This window comes from Janthinobacterium sp. GW822-FHT07H11 (genome assembly GCF_058798615.1).
The window spans coordinates 3,034,587-3,058,924 of sequence record NZ_CM179507.1; the positions used below are offsets into that span (position 1 = coordinate 3,034,587).

A 24,338-nucleotide genomic window follows, 5' to 3' on the forward strand; every position below is an offset into this window, starting at 1 on the left:
AAATGCATACATTGTCACCAGCCACCAGCCACCAGCCTGGCGGCGCCTACACTTCCACGGCCAGGTCGTCAAAGTCGGCCACGGTGCCGCCGTTGGCGAGCAGCCGTTCGAAGCTTTGCCGTCGGCGCGCGTCGATGTCGGTATTGCTCACGCCGCGTTTCCAGTAGCCGGCCACCAGCACGCGTTCTTTCGCCAGGCCGCTGCCGCTGCGGAAATGCTGGCGGATCGCGCGCATTTCGTCGCGCTCGCCGGCGCCCCAGACCAGGTAGTCGAGCGGCTTGGCGAGGGTCAGGGCCCGCGCCGCCAGCGGGCCGTCCGGCGCCACGTGCGCGGTGCCGATACGTTGCAGCGCAAGGCCAGGCAGCACAGGCAGTTCGGCAAACGCCGCGGCGTCATCCGTGGCAACCCAGCCGACTCCGCTGGCATTGCCGGGCCATTGCCGCAGTATCGCGTACAGGGCCGGAATGCCGGTGTCATCCAGGAAGAAGGCAATTTTCTGCGGCCCGCCGTCGGGCAGGCAGAATTGTGGACGCGGTCCGGTGAGGCGGAATGCATCGCCCGCGCGCAGGCTGGCGCCCCAGCGCATCATCGGACTGGCATGCTCATGCAGCACAATGTCGAAGGTCAAGGCGGCCGTGGCCGGGTCGAAGTCGCGCACGGTGTAGATGCGCGACGCGCCCCCGTATGCGGCGTCGTCCAGGTGGATGCGAAATGCCACATTGGGCTGCGTCCAGGCAGTGTCATCGCCCGAGTGCGCCAGTCTGGCTGTGACGCGCAGCACGCTGGGAACCGGGCGGGCCAGGGCGGTGACGACCGCGGCCACCGCATGCAGGGCGCGGTCATGTCCGGCATTGCCCAGCATGCCGGCGGTGCCTGCCGTGTTTGTCAGCTTGTCTGTCATCGTATGCTTTCCTTTGGAGAATTAGTTTCATCATGCTAAACTAATTATCCAAAACAGACAACGCAGCTGCCGCCACGGGAAAATACATATGAATCCTGCATTACCTGCGCCGCGTGCCGGGCGTCCGCGCACCATCACGCGGGCGCGCATCGCCGATGCCGGCATCGCGATGGGGCTGCCCGGCATGACCTTCGTCGGCGTCGCCGCCTTGCTCGGGGTCAGCCATATGGCGCTGTACAAGCATGTCGCGAACCTGGCGGCGCTCAAGCTGCTGGTCGCCGAAGAGATTTTCGCCCGCTGGGAACTTCCGCCCCCAGGCAGCGACGAGCTGGAGCGTTATCTGGTGAAGTTCAGCGCCTCGCTGCGCGAACTCGTCAAATCGCATGCGGGGCTGGCGGCGTATCTGATACGCAGGAAGGCGACGACGCCCGGCATGCTGGCCAGGATCGATGCGCATCACGACCAGGTCGCCCGCAGCTACGCCATGCCCAAGGCGCGCGCGCGCTGGCTGCTGTCGACGGTGGCCTTGCATTGCGTCGCGCTGGCCGATACCGTCTATGCGCTGGCCGGCGAGGAGTGGGACGAGGCCGACGCGGCCATCGAAGCGGAATTCGACCTCGGCATGCGCGCGCTGATCGTCGGCGCGCTGGCGCTGCAGCCATAGCGGCCATGGATGCCGCGCCTCATGCTATTCAACAATCTTTATTGCTTAAGGGTTAATTGTGACTTTCCGTGAGAATTGTGAGACATGCAATGTCATATAATTTCCAATAGGAAATTAACTTGCTTAAAATTAATTTTGCAAGGGCATCCTGATCCTCCATCTCATAAGGGCACTATGAATAAGAATAAACCTGGCGCGCTGCTGGTGGCCGCGCTGATAGGCGCGGCGCTGGCAGGTTGCGCTTCCGAATCGTCGCAGGCCTTGGCCGTTCCCACCGTCGCCAGCGCTGCCCGTCCCTATGTGGGACCGCGCACCGTGATCGCCGTCGGCAAGTTCGATAACCGTTCCAGTTTCATGCGCGGCATCTTTTCCGACGGCGTCGACCGCCTGGGCAGCCAGTCGAAAACGATTTTGATCGCGCACCTGCAATCGTCCAACCGTTTCAATGTCCTCGACCGCGACAACATGGCGGAAATCAAGCAGGAATCCGAATACAAGAAGCAGAGCCAGAACATCAAGGGCGCCGACTTCGTCGTCACCGGCGACGTGACCGAGTTCGGCCGCAAAGAAGTTGGTGATAAGCAATTGTTTGGCATCATGGGGCGCGGCAAGACGCAAGTGGCGTATGCCAAGGTCACCTTGAACGTGGTCAATATTTCCACCTCGGAAGTCGTCTTCTCCAGCCAGGGCGCGGGCGAGTACAGCCTGTCGAACCGTGAAGTGCTGGGCTTTGGCGGTACCGCCAGCTATGACGCCACCCTCAACGGCAAGGTGCTGGACCTGGCCATGCGCGAAGCTGTCGAACGTCTCGTTGCAGGCGTTGAAGCCGGCGCCATGCGCAAACAATAAGGCTGCCGATGAAACAGACCATGATGAACAAGGGCGCCGCCCTGCTGGCGCTGCTGGCCTGCGCCGCGCTGACCGGATGCGCCACGCAGCCCAAGACACTGTACCAATGGGAAGGCTATCAGCCGCAAGTGTACGAATACCTGAAGGGCGAGAGCCCGGAGCAGCAGATCGCCGCGATGGAAAAGGACTTGCAGGTGATCAGTGCCAAGGGCAACCAGGTGCCGCCAGGCTATCACGCCCACCTGGGCATGCTGTATTCGATCGCCGGCAAGCCGGACCAGGTCGTGCAGCAATTCGAGGACGAGAAAAAACTCTTCCCCGAATCGGCCGCCTATATGGATTTCCTATTGGGAAAATTGAAAAAAGGTGAGAAATTATGATGCCGCGCTTCCTGAAAATGGCCCTGTGCCTGGCACCGGCGGTCTTCCTGATCGGTTGTGTGAGCAAGCAGGCATCCTACGACTACACGGCGTTCAAGGCCGCCAAGCCGCGCTCCATCGTGGTGCTGCCGCCGCTGAACAACTCGCCGGAAGTCAATGCCGGCAACAGCGTCTACGCGCAAGTCACGTATCCCCTGGCCGAGGCCGGTTACTACGTGCTGCCGGTGGCGGTGGTGGGGGAAACCTTCAAGCAAAACGGCATGACCGATGCCGCCGACATCCATGGTCTCGACGCCAGGAAGCTCAATGAGATCTTTGGCGCGGACGCCGGCCTGTACCTGACCATCTCCAGGTACGGTTCCAGCTACACCGTGATCGATAGCGTGACGGTGGTGTCGGTCGACGCCAAGCTGGTCGACCTGAAGACGGGCGCCTTGCTGTGGCAGGGCGCGGCCAGCGCGTCCAGCAACGAAGGCAACAACAATAGCGGTGGCGGCCTGATCGGCATGCTGGTGACGGCTGCGGTCAAGCAGATCATCAACAGCAGCACCGATGCCAGCCATCCGCTGGCCGGTGTCGCCAATGTGCGCCTGCTGTCCGCTGGCGCGCCCAACGGCCTGCTGTACGGTCCCCGTTCGGAGCGCTACCTGGCGCAGTGACCGCCGCGCAATGCGTGTCCGGGCCCTGTTTGCGCAGGGCGCCACACGCTTTACGCATGGCCGGGAAGTACGCCAGGCACGGCCGATGTCCTTGCCGGCATCCGCCGTGCCTGTTCCTCAGGCCAGTTCGGTGATGAACTGGTCGCGCTCGCGGCGCACTTTTTTCAAGTCCACCAGCCAGTCGCCCTCGTCGGCGCGGTAGCCCAGCGGCAGCATCACCACCGAGCGCAGGCCGCGCGCGCGCAAGCCGAGGATCTCGTCGACCTTGGCCGGGTCGAAGCCTTCCATCGGCGTCGAATCGACGTGTTCCGTGGCGGCGGCGATCAGCGCGGTGCCCACGCCGATATACGCCTGGCGCGCCGCATGCTGGTAGTTGGTCTCGGCATCGCGCTGCGGATACGTGGCCAGAATTTGCTGGCGATAGGCTTCCCAGCCCTCGTTCTTGAAGCCGCGCACGGTATTGACCAGGTCAAACATTTGGTTGATGCGTTCGGTCGTGTAATTGTCCCAGGCGGCAAACACCAGCAGGTGCGAGCTGTCCGTCACTTGCGACTGGTTCCACGCATGCGGCTTGATCTGCTCGCGCAGCGCCGGATTCGTGACCACGAACACTTCATACGGCTGCAGGCCGCTGGAACTGGCCGTCAGGCGCACCGCTTCCAGGATGCGCTCGACTTTCTCTTGCGGCACCGTTTTCGTCGGGTCCATCTTCTTGGTGGCGTAGCGCCATTGCAGTGTTTCGAGCAAATCGGACATGTGAATCCCTTTCATAATGAATAGTTTAGATTGGAAATGATAGCGGATTCATCCATTTCAAGTGGCCGGGCGCAAAGAGAGTTGTATAGATGAGCCAAAACGGCCCGCTCACAGGTCCACCATGGCCAGCTCCACCTGCGGGTAGCGCGCGCCCTGCACGGCGCCTGGGGGGATGGCGGCCGCGATGGCGGCAAGCTCCGTTGTGCCCAGCTTGATCTGTGCGGCGGCGACGTTTTCTTCCAGGTGGGCCAGGCTGCGGGCGCCCGGAATCGGCACGATGGCGTCGCCTTGCGCCAGCAGCCAGGCCAGGGCCAGCTGGGCCGCCGTGGCGCCGCGCGCGGCGGCCAGGCGCTGCAGTTCGGCCACCAGGCGCCCGTTGGCCGCCATCGCCGGCGGCTGGAAACGGGGCAGGCTGTGGCGGTAGTCGTCTGGCGCCAGCCCGGCGCTGGACGGCAGCTTGCCGGTCAAAAATCCCCGTCCCAGCGGGCTGTACGGCACGAAGCCGATGCCCAGGGCGCGGCAGGCGGGCAGCACCTCCGCTTCCACGCCGCGGCTCCACAGCGAGTATTCGGACTGCACGGCCGCGATCGGGTGCACGGCATGGGCGCGGCGCAGGGTGGCGGCCGACACTTCCGACAGCCCCAGGTGGCGCACCTTGCCCGCCCGTACCAGTTCGGCCATGGCGCCCACCACCTCTTCGATGGGCACGGCCGGGTCCACGCGGTGCTGGTAAAGCAAGTCGATGCACTCGATGCCGAGCCGGGACAGCGACGCCTCCACGGCTTGCACGATGTGTTCGGGGCGGCTGTCGACGCCGGCCATGCGCTCCACGCCCTGGCCGTGAGGCAAGATCTTGAAGCCGAACTTGGTGGCGATGTGGACCTTGCCGCGCAGTTCTTTCAGGGCGCGGCCTACCAGTTCCTCGTTGGCGTAGGGGCCGTAGACTTCCGCCGTATCGATTAGGCTCACGCCCAGCTCCACGGCGCGGTGCAGCACGCGCAGCGAGGTGGCTTCGTCGGCGCCGCCGTAGGCAAAGCTCATGCCCATGCAGCCCAGGCCGATGGGGGCGACGCGCAAGCCGGAGTGGCCCAGTGTTCGATGTTCCATGTTCATTTCCTTTCAAAAGAAGATGCAAGGAGTATGGGTGAAGGAACAGCATGCGATAAGATCGCTTATCCTGCATGCATTACTGAATTGTTTTCATGAATTTTTTCCTCGACAATGACTGACCTCAACGAATTGACGGCCTTTGCCGCCGTCGCCCGCCTGCGCAGCTTCCGCAAGGCGGCCCTGGAGCGTGGCGTCTCGGCGTCTGCCCTCAGCCACGCGCTGCGCGCGCTGGAAGAGCGCCTGGGCGTGCGCCTGCTGAACCGCACCACGCGCAGCGTCACGCCGACCGAGGCGGGCCAGCTGCTGCTGGCGCGGCTGGAACCGGCCATGCGCGAGATCGGCGACGCCTTGCGCGAGCTGAGCACCCTGCAGGATGAACCGGCCGGCAGGCTGCGCCTGAACGTGCCCCGTCCCGCCGCCCGCCTGCTGCTCGCGCCCATGCTGGCCGGTTTTGCCGCGCGCTATCCGCGCGTGCAGGTCGACGTGGTCACCGAGGACGGCATGATCGATATCGTGCGCGACGGTTTTGACGCCGGCATCCGCTTCGGCGAGCAGGTGGCGGCCGACATGATCGCCGTGCCCGTGGGCGCGCCGCAACCGTTCGTGGTGGTGGCGTCGCCCGCCTACCTGGCGGCGCATGGCGCGCCTGGCACGCCACGCGCCTTGCTGGCGCACGCCTGCATCGGCCGGCGTTTTCCCAGCGGGCGCCAGTATGCGTGGGAGTTCGGGCGGGAGGAAGACGCCGTCAGCATCGCCGTCGATGGCCCGCTGGTGTTCGATGACGATGCACTGATGCTGCGCGCGGCCCGCGATGGGGCGGGGCTGGCCTATGTGTACGCGGCTGATGCGCGCGCCGATATCGCGGCGGGGCGGCTGGTGTGCGTGCTGGAGCGCTGCATGCCGCCGCCGTCCCGTTACTTCCTGTACTACCCGGGCCGGCGGCAGATGCCCGCCGTGCTGCGCGCCCTGGTCGACATGCTGCGCGCCGCAGCCGACGCGCAGCCGTGATCAGGCGACGCTGTCCGGCGCGACGTAATCGGCGGGCCAGCGGATGGTGAAAATGGTGCCGCCCGCCTTGCCGCGTGCGCAGGTGGCGCTGCCGCCGTGGGCGCGCGCGATGGCCTCGACCACGGCCAGTCCCAGGCCGCTGCCGGCGCTCAGGCCCGCGCTGTCGCTGTCGCCGCGGCGGAACGCTTCGAACACGTGCGGCGCCAGTTCGTCCGCGATGCCCGGCCCCGCATCCTCGACGCTCAGGTAATACTGGCCGTCGTGCACGCGGGTGGCCAGGCGCAGCGGGCCCGGATGCGCGTGGCGGCGCGCGTTGTCGAGCAGGGCCAGCACGATTTGCCGGATGCGCGCCGCGTCGCAGCAGACGGGGTGGTCCGACAATTGCAGGCGCAGGGTAAAGCCCGCCGTTTCCAGTTCCTGTGCCAGCAGGCGGCTCACTTCCTCGATCTCCAGCGCCAGGTCGGTCCACGCCATGCGCAGCTGCATGTGGCCGCTGTCGGCCAGGCTCAGGGTGCGCAAGTCCTCGATCAGGCGGCCCAGGTCCTCGACTTGCGACAGCAGGCTGGAAAACGGCACTTCCTCGGGCTTGAAGACGCCGTCGACGACGCCCTGCAAGGTGCCGCGCAAGATGGTCACGGGCGTGCGCAGTTCGTGCGCGATGGCCGCGTTCCACGTTTCGCTTTCCTTGGCCGCCCGCTGCAGGCGCTCGGCCATGCTGTTGAAATCATCGACCAGCATGGCCGTCTCGCCCAGGCTGCGGTCGCCCGCGAAGGCGCGCGCGGACAGGTCGCCATGCGCCACGCGGCGCACGCTGTCCATCACGGAATTGATCGGTTTCAAGATGCGCGAAGCCAGCTTGATGGCGAAAAAGGCCGCCAGCCCCAGGCCGAAGACGGTGATGGCGAAGATCCACAGCCATTCGACGGTGCTGGGCGACCAGTCGTCGGGCTCGGACAGCATGTCGGGATCGATCTTGAAGGCGATGGCGAAGAAAGTCCAGGAACCGATCCAGATGATCAGGATGCTGCACACCATCAGCACGGACATCGACAGGATGATTTGCCGGTTCAGGCCCGTGAAGCGCATCAGTCGCTTTCCAGCCGGTAGCCCACGCCGCGCAGGCTGGCCGGCATGTTCATCACGCCCGCTTCTTCGAGCTTCTTGCGCAGCTTGCTGACGTGGCTGTCCACCGTGCGTTCCATCGAATTGCTCTCAGGCATGCACGACTCCAGCAATTCCAGGCGGCTGCAGACGCGGCGCGGCGTGCGCGCCAGGTGGGCCAGCAGGCGAAACTCCGTCAAGGTCAGGCTGAGCATGAGAGGCTGGGCCATGCCATCCTGCAGCACGCTGGCCACATATGTTTCCTGGTCGATGTCGATGGGGCCGCAGCGCAGGCGCTGGCCGCCGACCGGATGGTGGCGCACGCGCGAGCGGCGCAGCACGGCGGCCACGCGGGCCACCACCTCGGCCGGATTGAAGGGCTTGATGATGTAGTCGTCGGCGCCTACGCGCAGGGCGGCCAGCTTGTCGGCATCCTGGTCGCGCGCCGTGAGCATGATGACGGGCGTCTCGCCGCGCCGCCGCACTTCCGTCAGCACGCCCCAGCCGTCGACGCGCGGCATTTGCACGTCGAGCAGCAGCAGGTCCGGCGCCAGCGCCAGGTGCTGCTGCAGCGCTTCCTGGCCATCGAGGGCAAAGGCCGTGCGGTAGCCGTCGCGCTCGAGGTAACCGGCCAGGATGCGGGCGATCTGCGGTTCATCTTCGGCGATCAGGACGAGGGCGGAAGGCGGGGTGGTGGCGAGAAAAGACGGTTGGCTGGCGCTGTGATGATAGTTCATTGAAATAGTCTAGCATTCTTCTTTCTCTCCATCGAATCTCCACATTTCTTTGACGAAATATCCACGTTGGCCTTCTATGCTCTTGTTATCTGTCGACCGGACCGCCGGTTGGGATCTGCCATAGAAAAGACCATGCATCCGAACCACCTTACGAAGAAAAACATGTTGATCGCCGCGGCGCTGCTTGGCCTTGCCGCCTGTTCCAAACCCGCGCCGCAAGAAGGCGCCGCGCCGCCCGCCGCCGTCACGGTACTCAAGCTGCAGACGGCCGCCGTGGTGCTCAGCGACGAATTGCCGGGCAGGGTGGCCGCTTTCCGCACGGCCGACATCCGCCCGCAGGTGGGCGGCATCGTGCTGCGCCGCCAGTTCGAGCAGGGCGCCGACGTGCAGGCGGGGCAAAAGCTGTTCCAGCTCAACCCGGCGCCGTTCCAGGCGGAAGTCGATTCGGCCGCCGCCGCCCTGCAGCACGCGGTGGCCACGGCGCAGCGCGCCAGCAGCCAGGCGGACAGGTTAAAACCGCTGGTGGAGGCGGACGCCATCAGCCGCCAGGCGTATGACGATGCCGTGGCCCAGCGCGAGCAGGCCGCCGCCACCGTGGCGCAGGCGCGCGCGACCCTGGCCCGGCGCCGCCTGGACCTGGCCTTTGCCAGCATCGAGGCGCCGATTGCCGGGCGCATTGGCTCCGAACTGGTGACGGAAGGCGCGCTCGTGGGCCTGGCGGACGCGGCGCCGATGGCGCGCATCCAGCAGATCGACAAGGTGTATGTCGACGTGCGCCAGCCGGCGTCCGCGCTGGCGGCCCTGCAGGCCTCGGGGCCGGCCGGCGTGGACAAGCTGCCCGTCACCATTTTAGGCGCCGACGGCCGGGCGCATCCCGTCACGGGCCGCATCCTGTTCTCGGGCATCAGCGTCGATGCGGGCACGGGCGACGCCACCATCCGCGTGCTGGTGGACAATCCGCAGCGCCAGTTGCTGCCCGGCATGTTCGTGCGCGCCCGCATCGCCCGTGCCGTGCAGGCGGACGCCATGCTGCTGCCGCAGCAAGCCGTGCTGCGCGGCAGTGGCGGCCAGGCGCAGGCCTGGGTGCTCGACGGCACGAACAAAGCCAGCCTGAAGCCGATTGCCGTGGGCGACGTGGTCGAGCACCAGTACGTGGTCAGCGGCGGCTTGAAGGCGGGCGACACCGTCGTCATCGAAGGCCAGGAGCGCCTGCAGCCGGGCGCCACCGCCGCACCGCAGCCATGGAAGCGCGCCGCCGCCGTGGCCACGGCCCCTGCCGCCAGCGCCCTGCGCTGATCCGTACGCGTTGAAAGTGTACTTATTGAAAGTGGTTTAAATACATGCCTCAATTTTTCATCAACCGCCCCGTCTTTGCGTGGGTGGTGGCGGTCTTCATCGTCCTGTTCGGACTGATCGCCATACCGCAATTGCCGATTGCGCGTTTTCCTTCCGTGGCGCCGCCCAGCGTCAGCATCAGCGCCAGCTACCCTGGCGCCACGCCGCAAACCATGAACGATTCCGTGGTCGGCCTGATCGAGCGCGAACTGTCCGGCGTCAAGCACCTGCTGTATTTCGAGTCGTCCACCGATACCTCGGGCTCGGCCTCGATTACCGTCACCTTCCAGCCGGGCACGGACCCGGAAATGGCGCAGGTGGACGTGCAGAACCGCCTGAAAGCCATCGAACCGCGCCTGCCGCAAGCCGTGCGGCAAAACGGCTTGACGGTGGAATCGGCGTCGTCCGGCTTTCTGATGATCGTCAGTTTGATTTCCGACCATGGCCAGCATGACGAAGTGGCGCTGGGCGACTACCTGGCGCGCAACGTGACGGAAGAGCTGCGCCGCATTCCCGGCGTGGGCAAGGTACAGCTGTTCGGCTCCGAGCGGGCCATGCGCATCTGGGTCGACCCGGCCAAGCTGGTGTCGTACAACATCGCCATGGGCGAGCTGACGGCCGCCATCGCGCAGCAGAATGCGCAGATCGCCCCGGGCCGCCTCGGCGATTCACCCGCCGTCGATGGCCAGCGCGTGACGATTCCGCTGACGGTACAGGGCCAGCTGCAAACGCCGGCCGAATTTGCCGCCATCGTGCTGCGCGCGAACGCGGACGGCTCGAAAGTGACCATCGGCGACGTCGCACGTGTTTCGCTGGGCGCGCAAAGCTTCAATTTCAGCATCCGCGAAAACGGGCAAGCCGCCTCGGGCGCCGCCATCATGCTGTCGCCCGGTGCCAACGCCGTGCAGACGGCGGCCGCCGTGCGCGCGCGCATGGCCGAACTGGCGCACACCATGCCGGCCGGGATCAAGTATTCGGTGCCCTTCGATACGGCGCCGTTCGTCAAAATCTCGATCGAAAAGGTGATCGTCACCTTGCTCGAAGCCATGGTGCTGGTCTTCCTCGTCATGTACCTGTTCCTGCAAAAGATACGCTACACCCTGATTCCCGCCATCGTCGCGCCGATTGCCCTGATGGGCACTTTTACGGTGATGCTGCTGGCCGGCTATTCCGTCAACGTGCTGACCATGTTCGGCATGGTGCTGGCCATCGGCATCATCGTCGATGACGCCATCGTGGTGGTGGAAGCGGTCGAGCGCCTGATGGCGACAGAGGGCCTGTCGCCGAAGGAAGCGACGTCGAAAGCCATGCGCGAAATCACCGGTGCCGTCGTGGGCATCACCCTGGTGCTGACGGCCGTGTTCATCCCGATGGCGCTGGCCAGCGGCTCCGTGGGCGCCATCTACCGCCAGTTCACCTTGGCCATGGCCGTGTCGATCCTGTTCTCGGCCTTCCTGGCCTTGAGCCTGACGCCGGCCCTGTGCGCCACCATGTTGAAACCCATCGGACCGCATGATCATGATAAAAAAGGCTTTTTCCTGTGGTTCGACCGCCAATTTGAGCGCATGACGGCCCGCTATGAAAAAGGCGTGGTGGCGATGCTCAAGCGCGCTGGGCGTTCGATGGTGCTGTACGGCGCCATCGTCGCGGCGCTGGGCCTGGCCTTCATGCAGCTGCCGTCGGCCTTCCTGCCCGAGGAAGACCAGGGCTACTTCATCACCTCGATCCAGCTGCCGTCCGACGCCACCATGGAGCGCACGCTCGATGTCGTCAAACTGTACGAGCAGCACGTGGCCACGCGGCCCGGCATTGAGGTGAATCAATCGATCCTCGGCTTCAGCTTTTCCGGCGCGGGGCCGAATGCGGGCCTGGCCTTCACCATGCTGAAGGACTGGAAAGAGCGCAATGGCGCCACGGCGCAGGAAGAAGTGGCGCTGGCGCAGGCTGCCATGTCCCAGGCGAAGGAGGGCATGATCATGAGCCTGATGCCGCCCGCCATCGATGAACTGGGCAATTCGTCCGGCTTTTCGCTGCGCCTGCAAGACCGCGCCAGCCAGGGCGTCGAAGCCTTGCAGGCGGCGCAGAACCAGTTGCTGGCACTGGCCGCGCAAAGCGCCAAGGTGGCGGGCGTGTATCCGGACGGCTTGCCGCCCGGCGCCAGCGTGCGCCTCGATATCGACCGTACCAAGGCCGAGGCGCTGGGCGTGCCGTTTACGGCCGTGGGCGACATGCTGACGGCGGCCATGGGCTCGACCTATGTCAACGATTTTCCGAATGCCGGCCGCATGCAGCAGGTGATCATCCAGGCCGACGCGCCGTCGCGCATGCAGCTCAACGACGTGCTGGCCTTGCGCATTCGCAATAACGCGGGCGGCATGGTGGCCTTGGGCGAGCTGGTGCGCCCCGTGTGGAGCGAGTCGCCGCTGCAGCTGGTGCGCTACCAGGGCTACCCCTCGGCGCGCATCTCGGGCAGCGCGGCGCCGGGCGTGTCGAGCGGCGACGCCATGCTGGAAATGGAGCGTCTGGTGAAGCAATTGCCGCCGGGCTTTGCGCTGGCCTGGACGGGCCAGTCGCTGCAAGAGAAGGAATCGGCGTCGCAAGCGCCCATGCTGATGGCGCTGTCGATGCTGGTGGTCTTCCTCGTGCTGGCGGCCCTGTATGAAAGCTGGTCGATTCCCGTCTCCGTGATGCTGGTCGTGCCTTTGGGCTTGCTGGGTGCCGTGCTGGCCGTGATGCTGCGCGGCATGCCGAACGACGTGTTCTTCAAGGTGGGCATGATCACGATTATTGGCCTGTCGGCGAAGAACGCCATTCTGATCGTCGAATATGCGCGCCAGTTGCAGGCGCAAGGGCGTGGACTGGTCGAGGCGACGGTGGAGGCGGCCCGCCTGCGCTTGCGCCCGATTTTGATGACATCATTGGCGTTCGCGCTGGGCGTGGTGCCGCTGATGCTGGCCACGGGCGCCAGCGCCGAGACGCAGCACGCGATCGGCACGGGCGTGTTCGGCGGCATGATCACCGCCACCGTGCTGGCCGTGTTTTTCGTGCCCGTGTTCTTTGTCGTGGTGCTGGGCGCCGTCGACAAGATGGGCACGTACTTCAAGAAACGCAATAATCACACTGCGGTTAAAGCGGTGGAAGGAGAATCGTAATGCGTTCGATATTCATCACGCCCCTGGCCGCGCTGGCCTTGTCGGCGTGTTCCCTGACCCCGCCGCTGGTCAAGCCGGCGCCGCCCATTCCGGCTGCGTATGGCGAGGCGTCCGCGCCAGGCGCGTCCAACACCGCGGCCGACAGCGCGGCCGACCTGGGCTGGCGCCAGATGCTGCTCGATGCGCGCCTGCAGCGCCTGGTCGATATCGCGCTGGAAAACAACCGCGACTTGCGCGTGGCCTCGCTCAACGTGGAAGCCGTGCGGGCGCAGTACCAGATCCAGGATGCGGGCCGCTATCCGGCCATCGGCGCGAATGCGGGCGGCGTGCGCCAGCGCGGCGCCGATGCCAAGTTGCAAAACACGTTCACGGCGGGCATCGCCATGAGCGCGTTCGAGATCGACCTGTTCGGCCGCCTGCGCTCGCTGTCGGACGCCGCGTTTGCCCGCTACCTGGCGACGCAGCAGGGCCAGCGCGCGGCGCGCATGGCCCTGATCGGCGCCGTGGCCGACGCCTATCTGGAGCAGCGCCTCGCCGAGGAACAGCTGGCGCTGGCGCGGCAAACGCTGCTTGACTGGCGCCAGGCCTTGCTCCTGACGCAGCGCCTGCATGGCGCGCAGCAGGGCAGCGGCCTGGACGTGGCGCAAGCCGAAGGGCAGGCCGCCACGGCGGAGGCGGACGTGCAGGCGCGGGAGCGGGCCAGCGCCTTGGCGCGCAACAACCTCGAATTGCTGCTCGGCGCACCGCTGCCGGCCGATCTGCCGGCGGGCCGCGCGCTCGACGGCCAGCCCGTGCTGACGCAGCTGCCGCCGGGCCTGCCGTCGGACTTGCTGGCGCGTCGGCCCGACATCCTGCAAGCGGAATATGCGCTGGTGGCGGCGAATGCGGAAATCGGCGCCGCCCGCGCCGCCTTCTTCCCGCGCCTGTCCTTGACGGCGCAGCTGGGCCTGGCCAGTCCGGAACTCGGCGACCTGTTCCGTGGCAGCGCGCGCAGCTGGTCGTTCGCGCCGCAGGTGACGCAACCGCTGTTCCAGGGCGGCCAGTTGCGCGCGGAACTGCAGCTGTCGCGCCTGCGCAAGGACGTGGCCGTGCTGCAGTACGAACAGGCGATCCAGGCGGCCTTCCGCGAGGTGCGCGACGGCCTGGCCGGCAGCGCCACGTTTGCGCAGCAGATCGCCGCGCAAGAGCGCGTGGTGGCGGCGGCGCGCCAGCGCCAGCGCCTGTCGCAGCTGCGCTACGACGCGGGCCAGGACAGCCGGCTGGAATTGCTCGACGCACAGCGCCAGTCGTATGCGGCCCAGCAAGCCCTGCTCGACGCGCGGCGCGACCAGTTCAAGTCGGCCGTGGCGCTGTACAAGGCGCTCGGGGGCGGCCTCGAGGAGTGAACTTCCTGCTACCAGGGCAGCGCCACGGGCACGCTGTCGCGGTGCTTCGCCTGGTAGTGGGAACGCAGGAAGTGCGACAGGAAGGTGAATTCGTTGTAGCAATGCATGAGCAGGGCGCGGGCGAATGCATCGGGGAAGAGGGCGGCGATTTCCTGCGGGCTGTGGCCGGCGTCCGGCAAGTCCTGGCCCATGTAGAAATGGCTGCGCAAGGTCATGCCCCAGGCCGTGTCGCGGCCCATGTGCAGCAGGCGCCCGCCGATGACGGCGCCGTCCGCCGTGCGGGGCGGCGCATAGCTCATGCCCACCCTGGCGCACACGGCGGCCGAAATGCGGCCCTCGGCCCGCGCCGCCGCGTATTGTGGTGCATCAAAGAATTCACGCGGATCGCGGAACTGGATGGCCAGCTGTTCGGCCGGCATGCCGCTGAAAAACTCTTCCGCCAGGTGTATCGAGCCGATGTGCGTCCCGGCGCTGCCTTCGGCCCAGCCGCTGGCCAGGTGGTCGACCGGGTGCCACATCAGGTAGCGTTCCGTGTCGGGCCGCGAGCGGAACCACCATTCGAACATCTCGCCAGTACAATTTGGCAAGTCGGTGCGGCACGCCACGTGCAGCACGCCGCTGGGCAGCCGTTCGAAGCCTGTTTCCAGCGCCAGGGGAGCGGGGTGGAGCAGGGCGTGCACGTCATTGAGGTCCATGGTCTTGCCTTTCAGGGTGGGTGGTGGAAACAGCGGTGGTGCCGGCGGGGCGGCGGCGCAGCAGCGGGGCGACGGCCACGGCCGCTCCCAGCAGGGCCAGCATGGCGGTCGCGGCAAACGTCGTGGTCTGGCTGCCCGGCATATACGCCAGGAACGAGGACAGGAATTGCCCGCCGAAGATGGCCATCGACAGGTAGGCGAGGTTGCGGCTGCGGCTGGGCAGGTGGCTGCGCTCGACCGTCATGTGCGTGCACAGCGGCACCGACAGGCCGAAGCCCATCCCCAGCGCCACGGCGCCGGCCAGCAGCATGGACGGCGCGGCGGCGTCCGTGAACAGGGCGTGGCCCAGCGCATAGCAGGCGAAGGCCGCGCCCAGGGTGCCGTGTTCATGCAGGCGCCGGACCGCCTTGGGCATCAGCCAGGCGGCCGCCACCGCCACCAGTGACACAAAGGAAAGCAAGTACCCGGCCTCGGCCTCGCTCCAGCGCAGCTGTTGCAAGCGCCCTGGCAAGGCGATGATGGCGGCAAAGAACACCGTCATGGACAGCGCGGCCAGGCCATACACGATGCCCAGGGCGCGCGACGGGGCCGCCTGCCGGCCCGGCGCAGGCGCCTCGGCGTCCTGCACGGGCACCAGTGCCGGCACGCAGCGCCAGACGCATGCCAGCAGCACCCACGAGGCCAGATACAGCAGGAAGGGATAGCGCCAGCCCGCCGTGGCCAGCAGGCCGCCCAGCGCGAGAAACAGCACGCCGCCCAGTTCGATCGTCATGCCTTGCCTGGCGATCATGCGCAGCCGCGCCTGGCCGCTGAACAAGGCCGAGATCAGTCCCGTGCCCGAGGCCATCACCAGCGCCGTCGGCGCGCCCAGCAGGAAACGGTTGGCGAACACGGCCAGGTGGCCATGCAAGAACATGCCCGACGCCCCCAGCAAGCCATACAGGAACAGCCCCGCCAGCAGGGCGCGATGCAGTCCCAGGCGCTGCATGAGCATGGCGGCGAAGGGACCGGCCAGCACCACGCCCAGCGAGGGCAGCGTGACAAGCCAGCTGGCGGCGTCGGCCACCCCGAGCCGCGCGGCGATGGAGGGCAAGCCCGGGACCAGCACGCATCCCACCATGATGGTCAGGCTGGCAACGGAAAGGAGCGTGCACGTTGCTGTCTTCGATATACTGCGGCTGGACATGCGCCTCCCCCGGTGCTTGCGTTAAAAAACCGTTAATCGGAACACTGTTCCGAATGATGGAACAATTATAGGGCCATGTACAATGCCGGTCAATGCCGTCACGGCAGCTATCGTCATGCACAATTGGGTAAAGAGATGAGTGAAGAAAACGAAGGCAATAGCGGCAAGCAAGTCATTGCGCGCGCGGCGGCGGTGCTGCGCGCGCTGGAAAACCAGACGGCGGGCCTGAGCCTGGCGCAGATCGCCAAGGGCGCGGACTTGCCGCGCACCACGGTGCACCGCATCGTCGCGGCGCTGGAAGCCCAGCAACTGGTCAGTTCCGGCGCCGGCGGGGTGAAGCTGGGGCCGGCCATCGCGCGCCTGGCGGCGTCGGCGCATACGGACGTGGTGGCGCTCCTGCGGCCGTATGCGGAAGCGCTGGGCCGGCGCACGCGCGAAACGGTGGACGTGTGCGTCTACCGCGGCCTGCATGCGGTGTCGGTGGACCAGTACTGTTCCGACCATGAACTGCGCGTCGTCTCGTCCGTGGGAACGGCCTACCCGATCCACTGCACCGCGCACGGCAAGGCCTTGCTGGCGCAGATGCCGGAAGACGCGCTGGGCCGGCTGTTCGGCGAACGCCTGGAAGCGCGCACCGGCCAGACCATCACGGCGCTTGCGCAACTGCTGCCGCACCTGGCGCAGGTGCGCGCGCAAGGCTACGCCGTCGATATGGAAGAGCACGCGCCGGGCGTGTGCGGCATCGGCGTGGCGCTGCACACGGGCACCAGCGAGCGCTATGCGCTGTCGCTGGGCGTGCCGGCCCTGCGTTTCCACGCCCAGCGCGAGTTGCTGCTGTCGGCGCTATTGCAGTGCAAGGCGGAAGTCGAAGCCGTGCTGGGCGTACAGCGGATGGCGTAGCGTCCGTCCGCCCGGCACCGAGCCGGGCGCGCGCCGCTGTGCGCATATGCAAAGAGGAAAAAAATTATGATTAAAATTCATATTTCCATATAAAAAACAATTAGTTTTAACATAATCACGACGGGCATAAGATGGGTTGATCGTTTTTCAACCCTCTTTTCCGGAGTGATTCATGAGCTTGACGCGTCGCCATTTTCTGATGCAGCTGGCCGCCAGCAGCGGCTATACGGCCGCTTATGCGGCCATGACGACCCTGGGCCTGGGGGCGGCCGGCGTGGCCGCCACGGCCGCCGCCGCGCCGCTGCGATTGCCGCCCGGTTCGGGGCAGGGGCGCAGCGTGCTGGTGCTGGGCGCCGGCATCGCCGGGCTGGTCTCGGCCTGGGAGTTGCGCAAGGCGGGCTACCAGGTGCGCATCATCGAGGCGCGCGACCGCGTCGGGGGGCGCAACTGGACCATCCGCGACGGCACGCGCATCGAGTACACCGATGGCAGCAGCCAGACGGCCCGCTTCGACCAGGGCCAGTACTTCAATGCGGGGCCGGCGCGCCTGCCCAGCCACCACCAGACCATCCTCGGCTATTGCCGCGAATTCGGCGTGGCGCTGGAAGCGGAAGTCAATACCAGCCGCAGCGCATATTTCCTGCCCGATGCGGCCAAGGGCAAGCCGCCCATCCAGTTGCGCCGCGCCGTCAACGACGCGCGCGGGCGCATCTCGGAATTGCTGGCCAAGGCCGCCGATGCGGGCGCGCTGGACCGCGAACTGGGCGCGGACGACCGCCAGCGCCTGCTGGAATTCCTGAAAGTCTATGGCGACCTGGCGCCCGACCTGGCCTTCAGGGGCAGCGAGCGCTCCGGCTACACGGTGTTTCCCGGCGCGGCGGAGCAGGTGGGCGTGCGCCCCGAGCCGCTGTCGCTGGACGACCTGCTGGACCCGGACCTGTGGACGTCGCTGATCTTCGATGAACTGCTGATTTTCCAGCCCACCATGCTGCAGCCGGTAGGCGGCATGGACCGCATCCCCGCCGCGTTCGGCCAGCGCCTGCAAAAGGAACTGCGCCTGCAGACGGAAGTCACGCGCATCCGCAATGGCGCCGACGGCGTGGCCGTCACCGTGCGCCACCGCGCCAGCGGCAAGGAAGAGACGCTGCGGGCGGACTACGCCATCGCCACCTTTCCGCTGCCCGTGCTGGCCAGGGTCGACGCCAATTTTTCGCCGGCCGTGCGCGACGCCATCGGCTCCGTCGAGTACGACACGGCCAGCAAGATCGCCTGGCAGGCGCCGCGCTTCTGGGAGACGGACAACCATATCTATGGCGGCATTTCCGTCGTCAAGCATGCGACCTCGCTGATCTGGTACCCGAGCGGCGGCTTCCAGCGGCCCACGGGCACCCTGGTCGGCTGCTACAACATCGGCCAGGTGGCGCGCGATTTCACGGCCCAGCCCCTGCAGGCGCAGTTCGAGGCATCGCGCCAGGTCATCGAGCGCGTGCATCCGGGACGGGGCGCCGCCTTGCAGCGGCCCGTCAGCGTGGCCTGGCACAAGGTGCCGTACAGCCTCGGCTCGTGGGTGCACTGGGCGCGCCCCGATGCGGCCCAGTATGTGCTGCTGAACCAGCCCGACGGCCGCGTGCACTTCGCCGGCGAGTACCTGAGCCAGATCGGCGCCTGGCAAGAGGGCGCCGCCCTGTCCGCCCATCACGCCGTGGCGGCGATTGCCGCGCGCGTGGCCCTGGCCTCCCCATCTTCCTGACCCCACCTTTGCCAACGAAAGTATCGACCATGAAAAAACCTGTCCGCATCCTGACCGCCGCCACCCTGTTTCTGGCTGTCGCCAGCGCCACCGCGCAAGACATCCGGCGTACGCCGCTGGCCAATTCGCATTTCCCCATTTCCGTCGCCGTGACGGTGCCCGCCAGTGCCGACACCGTGTACTTCAGCGGCGTGCTGCCTGAAGTGGCCAACGTGGCCGCGCCGAAAGGCTCGATCGAGGCGTATGGCGACACGCAGGCGCAGACCCTGTCCGTGCTGCGCCGGCTGCAGGCGGCGCTGGCGGCCGAGGGCCTGGCCTTCGGCGACGTGGTGCAGCTGCGCGTCTTCCTGGTGGGCGATCCCAAGCTGGACGGCAAGCTTGATTTTGCCGGCCTGAACGCCGCGTATGGCCAGTTCTTCGGCACGTCCGCGCAGCCGGCCAAGCCGGCCCGCACGGCCGTCCAGGTGGTGGCGCTGCCGCTGCCCGGCGCGCTGGTGGAGATCGACCTGGTGGCGGCCAAGGCCGTCCGTGCACATTAATCGATAGGGATTTCATCATCATGCAGACAGTTCATACCCGCTTCAAGCCACGCGCCTTGCCGCTGGCCCTGTTCCTCGCGTTTGCCGCCGGTGGCGCCGTGGCCGCCGATGCGGCCGACGCCAATGCCCAGGCCGCGCTGGCCGCCGCCGAAGGTGGCGTGGTGGTGGTGACCGGCACGCGCGACGCGCGCCGCTCGGCCGACGAAAGCCTCAGTCCCATCGACGTGATCAGCGCCAAGGACCTGCAGCGCACGGGGCAGACGGACTTGCGCGATGCGCTGGTCAAGCTGCTGCCATCGGTGAACCGCCTGGCGCAGGCGGGCGACGCGGCCAATCTCACCAGCGCGCTGACCTTGCGCGGCCTCAGTCCCAACCACGTGCTGCTGCTGATTAACGGCAAGCGGCGCCACACCTCCGCGAACATCTCGGCCGACCCGGGCGCGCAGCAGGGCGCCACGCCGGTCGACCTGGACCTGATCCCCGTCAGCGCCGTCGACCACATCGAGGTGCTGCGCGATGGCGCCGCCGCGCAGTACGGTTCGGACGCGATCGCCGGCGTCATCAACGTGATCCTCAAATCCTCGGCGCAGGGCGGCACTGTCAGCGCCAACAGCGGCAAGTACTACCAGGGCGACGGCTTGACGCTGGGCGCGGCGGCCGACATCGGCTTGCCGCTGGGCGAGGACGGCTTTGTCCACCTGAGCGCGGAGAGCAAGCGCCATGAGCACAGCGTGCGCAGCGGCCCGGACGAACGCACGGGCACCCATGTCAACCGCACCCTGGGCGACCCGCAGAGCCGGCGCGAAGCGGTGGGCGTCAATGCCGCTTACGCGCTTGGCGCCGCCACCGAATTGTATGCGTTCGGCAGCGCCGCGCACCGCAGCGGCGCCAGCGTGCAGAATTACCGCCTGCCGAACCGCCTGCCGCAGCTGTATCCGCATGGCTTCAGCCCCGTCGAGACCAGCAACGAGCAGGACGGCTCGCTGACGGCCGGTGCGCGCGGCGAGCAGACGGCCGGCTGGCGCTGGGACGTGAGCGCCACGTATGGCGTGGACAATGTCAAGATCGGCATGCGCGATTCGGCCAACACCGACCTGTACGCGGCGACGGGTGCCACGCCCACCAGCTTCCACCTGGCCAGCTACAAGAATACGCAGTGGGGCGTGAACCTGGACGTGGTACGCCCGGTCGACATCGGCTGGCGCGCGCCCGTTTCCGTGGCGCTGGGCACGGAATACCGGCGCGAGACATATGCAGTGGGCCCCGGCGACGCGGCCTCCTCGTTCGGCAGCGGCTCGCAAGCCTTGCCCGGCCTGTCGGCGATCAGCGCGGGCAGCCATTCGCGCACCATCTCGGCCGCCTATGCCGACCTGTCGACCAGATTGGGGCGCCAGTGGGAGGCGGAACTGGCCGGGCGCTACGAGCATTACAGCGATGCCGGCAGCAGCAGCAACGCCAAGCTGTCGGCCCGCTACCAGGCCAGCGAGCGTTTCGCGCTGCGCGGCACGGCCAGCACGGGTTTTCGCGCGCCGTCGCTGGCGCAGGAGTACTACACCAGCCTGGTGGTGTCGCCGACCACGGCGGGCGGCCAGCTGGCCGTCAATTCGGCGGCCGCCCGCGGCCTCGGGGCGCGGCCATTGAAGCCGGAAAAATCGCGCAGCGTCAACCTCGGCATCGTCGCGCAGCCCTGGGACAAGTTCAACCTGACCATCGACGCCTACCGCATCGACATCCGCGACCGCATCATCCAGGGCGGTACCTACACGGGCGCCACGGCCATCAATGCGCTGACGGCGGCCGGCATCAGCCTGCCCACGGGCCTGTCGTCCGTCAGCGCCAGTTACTTTGCAAACGGCGTCGACACGCGCACGCAGGGCGTCGACGTGGTGGCCACCTACCAGAGCGCCTTGGGGGCCGGGCGCATCGACTGGGACCTGGGCGCGAACGTGAATACCCAGTCGGTGCAGCGCACGGCCAGCGACGCAAACGGCAAGCCGCTCCTGAATGCGCAGCAAAAGGGCTATCTGACCACCTCGACGCCGAAGAACAAGTTCATTGCCGGCGGCGTCTGGAGCCAGGGACCGTGGGGCGTGAGCCTGCACGCCACGCGCTATGGCCGCACCGCCACCGAGGCGACCTTTTATTCGGGGCCGAACATCTATTCCACGTCCGTGTTCAACCATATCGAAAACGCGCCGCGCACCCTGACCGACCTGGAAGTGCGCTACGCCGTCAGCAAGCGGCTGCAGCTGGCCGTGGGCGCCAACAACCTGTTCGACGTGTACCCGAGCAAGGTGCCGCCGGCCAGCCGCTACCTGGGCGTGTACCAGTACGACACGGCCGCGTCGCAGACCGGTTTCAACGGCGGCTATTATTATGTGCGCGCCAGCTACACCTTTTAGCCGGCCTCGCGTTAAGATGAAACTTTGGGAATGAGCGGAACCGCACCACCATGAAGATAGATGATATCAGCGCCTTTGTCGCCGTCGTGCGCAACCAGTCGGTCAGCGCCGCCGCCGACGCCCTGCGCCTGACGCAATCGGCCATCACGCGCCGCGTGCAGAATTTCGAACAGGAGCTGGGCGTGGAACTGCTCGACCGCAGCGTCAAGCCGCCGCGGCCGAACGCCACGGGCAAGCGCGTGTTCGAGCAGTGCAGCAAGGTGCTGCTGGAAGTGGACCGCCTGCGCGACCTGGTGCAGAACGACCAGGCGCCGACCGGCGTGTTCCGCATCGGCGTGATCCAGACAGTGGGCGACCTGGTGCTGCTCGATACCCTGCAGCGGCTGAACGCGGCGTTTCCCGGCCTGCACACGGAAGTGGCGTCGGGCTGGGGCGCGCAGCTGCTGGAACGGGTGGCCAACGCGGAGATCGACGCGGCCGTGGCCCTGTTCCCGGCCACCAAGGTGCTGCCCGAGGGACTGGTGGGGCGCGCGCTGGGCCGGCTGGAGCTGGTGGTGGTGGCCCGCAAGGGCGCCATGCCGCGCCGCAGCTACAAGCTGCGCGAGCTGTATGACGTGGGCTGGGTGCTCAATCCCGACGGCTGCGGCTTTCGCGCGGGCCTGGCGCGCACGCTGGCGCAGCAGGGGCTGTCGTTCAAGGTCAACCTGGAAACCTTCGGCACCGACTTGCAACTGGGGCTGGTGGCCAACGGCGTGGGCCTGGGCCTGATGCCCCTGCCCATCCTCGAACGCAGCCGCCACCTGGCACAGCTCGACATCGTCGGCGTCAGCGATTTCAAGCCCGTGCTCGATATCTGGCTGATCCAGGCGCAGCTGCCCGGGCCGGTGCAGCACGCGATCGACTTCGTCGCCGACGCGGTCGAACAGGCGTTCGCCGCGCCGGCGCCGGCCTCCCTGACGGCGCGCGCGGGCTGACCGGGCGCGCTTGCCGCGGACCCGGTACCGTCCGCAGGATTATTCTTAAAAATCATATATCAATAGAATAAACAATTAGTTTCGTCATAATCATTTGCTCCCTATACTGAATTTACCGGTGCTGGATCACGCCAGCCGCCACTTCAGAACAGGGAAGCCAGATGTCCATCTCTCCAAGCGCCAACAGTCCCGTCCAGGCCGAGCCGCATGCGCCAGCGGCCCGGGCCAAACGCCAGTTCCTGTCGTCCTTCCTTGAACGCGCCGTCAGCCCGCTGATCCTGCTGGCCGCCTGGGAGCTGGCCGCCCGCACGGGCCTGCTGCCCGAGCGCGTGCTGGCGGCGCCGTCGCAAATCCTCGCCACCATGGCCGAACTGACACTGTCGGGCGAAATCGGCAGCAATGTGCTCGTCTCGCTGCGCCGCGTGCTGATCGGCCTGGCCATCTCGCTGTCGCTGGGCACGGCGCTGGCGCTGGTGGCCGGCCTGTCGCGGCGCGGCGAGGTGGCTGTCGACTCGCCCATGCAGATGGCGCGCACCCTGCCTTTCCTCGGCCTGGTGCCGCTGTTCATCCTGTGGTTCGGCATCGGCGAATTCACCAAGATCGCGCTGATCGCCTTCGCCACCACGTTTCCCATGTACCTGACCCTGTACAGCGGCATCCGCGGCATCGACTCCCGGCTGGTCGAGGCGGCGCGCCTGTTCGGCCTGTCGTACCCGCAACTGATCGTGCACGTGATCCTGCCTGGCGCCTTGCCTTCGTTCCTTGTCGGCCTGCGCTACTCGCTGGGCGTGAGCTGGCTGTCGCTGGTGGCCGTCGAGCAGATCAACGCCACGGCCGGGCTGGGCTACCTGATCAACAACGCCCGCGACTTCATGCGCACCGACGTCATCGTCGTCTGCCTGCTTGTCTACAGCCTGCTGGGACTGGCCACGGACTTCCTCGTGCGCGTCATCGAACACCATGCGCTGGCCTGGCGCCCGACTTTCATCAAGGATTGAACATGCCGACTCTCGAATTGCATCTGCCGCGCCGTTCCCACGCCGCCACGCCGCGCGCCGCGTACGCGGGAACGAATGCCGCCAGCGCCGCCGTCCGGGCGCGCCAGGTGAGCAAGCGCTTCGGCGACCAGCTGATCCTCGACCAGCTGGATCTCGACATCCGTCCCGGCGAATTCGTCGCGCTGCTGGGCCGCAGCGGCTCCGGCAAGACCACCTTGCTGCGCGCGCTGGCGGGCCTCGACCAGATCAGTTCCGGCACGCTGGACGTGCCGCCGGCGCGCGCCGCCGTCTTCCAGGAGCCGCGCCTGATGCCGTGGAAGCGCGCCTGGCGCAATGTCACGCTGGGCCTGGACATCGCCGCGCCGCGCGAGCGCGCCCGCCTGGCCTTGCGGGAAGTGGGGCTGGCGCACCGCGAAAATGCCTGGCCGGCCACCCTGTCGGGCGGCGAGGCGCAGCGCGTCGCGCTGGCCCGGGCACTGGTGCGCGAGCCGCAGCTGCTGCTGCTCGACGAACCGTTCGCCGCGCTCGATGCGCTGACCCGCATCCGCATGCACCAGCTGATCCTCGCGCTGTGGCGCCAGCACCGGCCCGCCGTGCTGCTGGTCACGCACGACGTGGACGAGGCGGTGCTGCTGGCCGACCGCGTGCTGGTGCTGGACCAGGGGCGCATCGCCGCCGACATCGCCATCGCGCAGGAGCGCCCGCGCAGCGCCGAGCGGCGCGCATTCCAGCAGGTGCGCGCCCAGCTGCTTGAACTGCTCGGCGTCGAGGTCGAGCCGCTGGAGCCGCCCGCCGCCGAGCCGCCCGCCCATGCGCCGCTGCCCAGTCCCTTCAACTTCAGTAATTTTTCGGTCTGA

At 67.1% G+C, this 24,338-nt stretch carries 22 protein-coding genes; 15 read left to right on the forward strand and 7 right to left on the reverse strand.

Translation table 11 applies throughout. From position 1 onward, the window contains the following. Nucleotides 1–46: 46 nt before the first annotated feature. A complete protein-coding gene (locus AC3RCJ_RS13590; protein ID WP_492963395.1) occupies nt 47–901 on the reverse strand; it encodes a siderophore-interacting protein in 855 nt (284 codons plus the stop codon). Between the two features lie 88 nt (nt 902–989). Here AC3RCJ_RS13590 and AC3RCJ_RS13595 point away from each other — a divergent pair, with 88 nt between their 5' ends. From AC3RCJ_RS13595 to AC3RCJ_RS13610, 4 genes are all read left to right on the forward strand, one after another. Next, nucleotides 990–1,565 (forward strand): TetR/AcrR family transcriptional regulator, encoded by a 576-nt coding sequence (locus AC3RCJ_RS13595; protein ID WP_492963397.1) that lies wholly within the window; start codon nt 990–992, stop codon nt 1,563–1,565. A gap of 174 nt (nt 1,566–1,739) precedes the next feature. Continuing rightward, complete coding sequence (locus AC3RCJ_RS13600; protein ID WP_492963399.1) at nt 1,740–2,414, forward strand: CsgG/HfaB family protein; 675 nt, start codon at nt 1,740–1,742, stop codon at nt 2,412–2,414. A gap of 20 nt (nt 2,415–2,434) precedes the next feature. Further along, a complete protein-coding gene (locus AC3RCJ_RS13605; RefSeq protein ID WP_492963401.1) occupies nt 2,435–2,794 on the forward strand; it encodes a DUF4810 domain-containing protein in 360 nt (119 codons plus the stop codon). Continuing rightward, entirely contained in the window at nt 2,791–3,453 is a 663-nt protein-coding gene (locus AC3RCJ_RS13610; protein WP_492963403.1) for a DUF799 domain-containing protein, read from the forward strand. The genes AC3RCJ_RS13605 and AC3RCJ_RS13610 overlap by 4 nt, the downstream gene beginning before the upstream one ends. A gap of 117 nt (nt 3,454–3,570) precedes the next feature. Here the strand turns inward: AC3RCJ_RS13610 and AC3RCJ_RS13615 are convergent, their stop codons facing one another. Beyond that, nucleotides 3,571–4,209, reverse strand: coding sequence for an NAD(P)H-dependent oxidoreductase (locus AC3RCJ_RS13615; RefSeq protein WP_492963405.1), 639 nt, complete (start codon nt 4,207–4,209; stop codon nt 3,571–3,573). Between the two features lie 108 nt (nt 4,210–4,317). Beyond that, nucleotides 4,318–5,316, reverse strand: coding sequence for an aldo/keto reductase (locus AC3RCJ_RS13620; protein WP_492963407.1), 999 nt, complete (start codon nt 5,314–5,316; stop codon nt 4,318–4,320). Between the two features lie 114 nt (nt 5,317–5,430). Here AC3RCJ_RS13620 and AC3RCJ_RS13625 point away from each other — a divergent pair, with 114 nt between their 5' ends. Further along, on the forward strand, nt 5,431–6,327 hold the full coding sequence (locus AC3RCJ_RS13625; protein ID WP_492963409.1) for a LysR family transcriptional regulator: 897 nt from the start codon (nt 5,431–5,433) through the stop codon (nt 6,325–6,327). Here AC3RCJ_RS13625 and AC3RCJ_RS13630 read toward each other — a convergent pair whose 3' ends face one another. Then, nucleotides 6,328–7,413, reverse strand: a complete 1,086-nt coding sequence (locus AC3RCJ_RS13630; RefSeq protein ID WP_492963411.1) for an ATP-binding protein — start codon at nt 7,411–7,413, stop codon at nt 6,328–6,330. Beyond that, entirely contained in the window at nt 7,413–8,165 is a 753-nt protein-coding gene (locus tag AC3RCJ_RS13635) for a response regulator (protein ID WP_492963413.1), read from the reverse strand. Before AC3RCJ_RS13635 ends, AC3RCJ_RS13630 begins: the two co-directional genes overlap by 1 nt. Nucleotides 8,166–8,327: 162 nt before the next feature. On the opposite strand from AC3RCJ_RS13635, the gene AC3RCJ_RS13640 reads away from it, so the two are divergent. Genes AC3RCJ_RS13640 through AC3RCJ_RS13650 form a run of 3 tightly spaced genes read left to right on the forward strand, consistent with a single transcriptional unit; the run spans nt 8,328 to nt 14,037 of the window. Further along, nucleotides 8,328–9,461, forward strand: coding sequence for an efflux RND transporter periplasmic adaptor subunit (locus AC3RCJ_RS13640; protein WP_492963415.1), 1,134 nt, complete (start codon nt 8,328–8,330; stop codon nt 9,459–9,461). A 44-nt stretch (nt 9,462–9,505) separates the two neighbouring features. Further along, nucleotides 9,506–12,652 (forward strand): multidrug efflux RND transporter permease subunit, encoded by a 3,147-nt coding sequence (locus AC3RCJ_RS13645; protein ID WP_492963417.1) that lies wholly within the window; start codon nt 9,506–9,508, stop codon nt 12,650–12,652. Continuing rightward, the gene (locus AC3RCJ_RS13650) at nt 12,652–14,037 is read left to right on the forward strand and encodes an efflux transporter outer membrane subunit (protein WP_492963419.1); all 1,386 of its coding nucleotides are present in this window, start codon (nt 12,652–12,654) and stop codon (nt 14,035–14,037) included. Before AC3RCJ_RS13645 ends, AC3RCJ_RS13650 begins: the two co-directional genes overlap by 1 nt. Before the next feature lie 8 nt (nt 14,038–14,045). Here the strand turns inward: AC3RCJ_RS13650 and AC3RCJ_RS13655 are convergent, their stop codons facing one another. After that, nucleotides 14,046–14,732 (reverse strand): DAPG hydrolase family protein, encoded by a 687-nt coding sequence (locus AC3RCJ_RS13655; RefSeq protein ID WP_492963421.1) that lies wholly within the window; start codon nt 14,730–14,732, stop codon nt 14,046–14,048. Then, a complete protein-coding gene (locus tag AC3RCJ_RS13660) occupies nt 14,719–15,918 on the reverse strand; it encodes an MFS transporter (RefSeq protein WP_492963423.1) in 1,200 nt (399 codons plus the stop codon). Before AC3RCJ_RS13660 ends, AC3RCJ_RS13655 begins: the two co-directional genes overlap by 14 nt. A gap of 135 nt (nt 15,919–16,053) precedes the next feature. Here AC3RCJ_RS13660 and AC3RCJ_RS13665 point away from each other — a divergent pair, with 135 nt between their 5' ends. The 7 genes from AC3RCJ_RS13665 to AC3RCJ_RS13695 all read left to right on the forward strand — a co-directional run bounded on the left by AC3RCJ_RS13665 (nt 16,054) and on the right by AC3RCJ_RS13695 (nt 24,338). Further along, nucleotides 16,054–16,818 (forward strand): IclR family transcriptional regulator, encoded by a 765-nt coding sequence (locus AC3RCJ_RS13665; RefSeq protein ID WP_492963425.1) that lies wholly within the window; start codon nt 16,054–16,056, stop codon nt 16,816–16,818. A 172-nt stretch (nt 16,819–16,990) separates the two neighbouring features. Beyond that, nucleotides 16,991–18,568: a flavin monoamine oxidase family protein gene (locus AC3RCJ_RS13670; RefSeq protein WP_492963427.1), complete on the forward strand. Its 1,578-nt coding sequence runs from the start codon at nt 16,991–16,993 to the stop codon at nt 18,566–18,568. A 29-nt stretch (nt 18,569–18,597) separates the two neighbouring features. Further along, entirely contained in the window at nt 18,598–19,107 is a 510-nt protein-coding gene (locus AC3RCJ_RS13675) for a RidA family protein (RefSeq protein WP_492963429.1), read from the forward strand. 20 nt (nt 19,108–19,127) lie between these two features. Continuing rightward, nucleotides 19,128–21,509 carry a TonB-dependent receptor plug domain-containing protein gene (locus AC3RCJ_RS13680; protein ID WP_492963431.1) on the forward strand — a complete coding sequence of 794 codons (2,382 nt, stop codon included), beginning with the start codon at nt 19,128–19,130 and terminating at the stop codon, nt 21,507–21,509. Between the two features lie 50 nt (nt 21,510–21,559). Further along, nucleotides 21,560–22,483 carry a LysR family transcriptional regulator gene (locus AC3RCJ_RS13685; RefSeq protein WP_492963433.1) on the forward strand — a complete coding sequence of 308 codons (924 nt, stop codon included), beginning with the start codon at nt 21,560–21,562 and terminating at the stop codon, nt 22,481–22,483. A gap of 161 nt (nt 22,484–22,644) precedes the next feature. Further along, nucleotides 22,645–23,481, forward strand: a complete 837-nt coding sequence (locus AC3RCJ_RS13690; protein ID WP_492963435.1) for an ABC transporter permease — start codon at nt 22,645–22,647, stop codon at nt 23,479–23,481. Nucleotides 23,482–23,483: 2 nt separating this feature from the next. Then, nucleotides 23,484–24,338 (forward strand): ABC transporter ATP-binding protein, encoded by an 855-nt coding sequence (locus AC3RCJ_RS13695; RefSeq protein ID WP_492963437.1) that lies wholly within the window; start codon nt 23,484–23,486, stop codon nt 24,336–24,338.

Excerpts from the sequence above, each read along its gene's own strand:
- AC3RCJ_RS13605 (WP_492963401.1), top strand. The coding sequence starts at position 2,435 with ATGATGAACAAGGGCGCCGCCCTGCTGGCGCTGCTGGCCTGCGCCGCG.
- AC3RCJ_RS13600 (WP_492963399.1), top strand. The coding sequence starts at position 1,740 with ATGAATAAGAATAAACCTGGCGCGCTGCTGGTGGCCGCGCTGATAGGC.
- AC3RCJ_RS13620 (WP_492963407.1), bottom strand. The coding sequence starts at position 5,316 with ATGGAACATCGAACACTGGGCCACTCCGGCTTGCGCGTCGCCCCCATC.
- AC3RCJ_RS13630 (WP_492963411.1), bottom strand. The coding sequence starts at position 7,413 with ATGCGCTTCACGGGCCTGAACCGGCAAATCATCCTGTCGATGTCCGTG.
- AC3RCJ_RS13595 (WP_492963397.1), top strand. The coding sequence starts at position 990 with ATGAATCCTGCATTACCTGCGCCGCGTGCCGGGCGTCCGCGCACCATC.
- AC3RCJ_RS13645 (WP_492963417.1), top strand. The coding sequence starts at position 9,506 with ATGCCTCAATTTTTCATCAACCGCCCCGTCTTTGCGTGGGTGGTGGCG.
- AC3RCJ_RS13615 (WP_492963405.1), bottom strand. The coding sequence starts at position 4,209 with ATGTCCGATTTGCTCGAAACACTGCAATGGCGCTACGCCACCAAGAAG.
- AC3RCJ_RS13640 (WP_492963415.1), top strand. The coding sequence starts at position 8,328 with ATGTTGATCGCCGCGGCGCTGCTTGGCCTTGCCGCCTGTTCCAAACCC.
- AC3RCJ_RS13675 (WP_492963429.1), top strand. The coding sequence starts at position 18,598 with ATGAAAAAACCTGTCCGCATCCTGACCGCCGCCACCCTGTTTCTGGCT.
- AC3RCJ_RS13610 (WP_492963403.1), top strand. The coding sequence starts at position 2,791 with ATGATGCCGCGCTTCCTGAAAATGGCCCTGTGCCTGGCACCGGCGGTC.
- AC3RCJ_RS13680 (WP_492963431.1), top strand. The coding sequence starts at position 19,128 with ATGCAGACAGTTCATACCCGCTTCAAGCCACGCGCCTTGCCGCTGGCC.
- AC3RCJ_RS13695 (WP_492963437.1), top strand. The coding sequence starts at position 23,484 with ATGCCGACTCTCGAATTGCATCTGCCGCGCCGTTCCCACGCCGCCACG.
- AC3RCJ_RS13690 (WP_492963435.1), top strand. The coding sequence starts at position 22,645 with ATGTCCATCTCTCCAAGCGCCAACAGTCCCGTCCAGGCCGAGCCGCAT.
- AC3RCJ_RS13660 (WP_492963423.1), bottom strand. The coding sequence starts at position 15,918 with ATGTCCAGCCGCAGTATATCGAAGACAGCAACGTGCACGCTCCTTTCC.
- AC3RCJ_RS13655 (WP_492963421.1), bottom strand. The coding sequence starts at position 14,732 with ATGGACCTCAATGACGTGCACGCCCTGCTCCACCCCGCTCCCCTGGCG.
- AC3RCJ_RS13590 (WP_492963395.1), bottom strand. The coding sequence starts at position 901 with ATGACAGACAAGCTGACAAACACGGCAGGCACCGCCGGCATGCTGGGC.
- AC3RCJ_RS13685 (WP_492963433.1), top strand. The coding sequence starts at position 21,560 with ATGAAGATAGATGATATCAGCGCCTTTGTCGCCGTCGTGCGCAACCAG.
- AC3RCJ_RS13665 (WP_492963425.1), top strand. The coding sequence starts at position 16,054 with ATGAGTGAAGAAAACGAAGGCAATAGCGGCAAGCAAGTCATTGCGCGC.
- AC3RCJ_RS13650 (WP_492963419.1), top strand. The coding sequence starts at position 12,652 with ATGCGTTCGATATTCATCACGCCCCTGGCCGCGCTGGCCTTGTCGGCG.
- AC3RCJ_RS13635 (WP_492963413.1), bottom strand. The coding sequence starts at position 8,165 with ATGAACTATCATCACAGCGCCAGCCAACCGTCTTTTCTCGCCACCACC.
- AC3RCJ_RS13625 (WP_492963409.1), top strand. The coding sequence starts at position 5,431 with ATGACTGACCTCAACGAATTGACGGCCTTTGCCGCCGTCGCCCGCCTG.
- AC3RCJ_RS13670 (WP_492963427.1), top strand. The coding sequence starts at position 16,991 with ATGAGCTTGACGCGTCGCCATTTTCTGATGCAGCTGGCCGCCAGCAGC.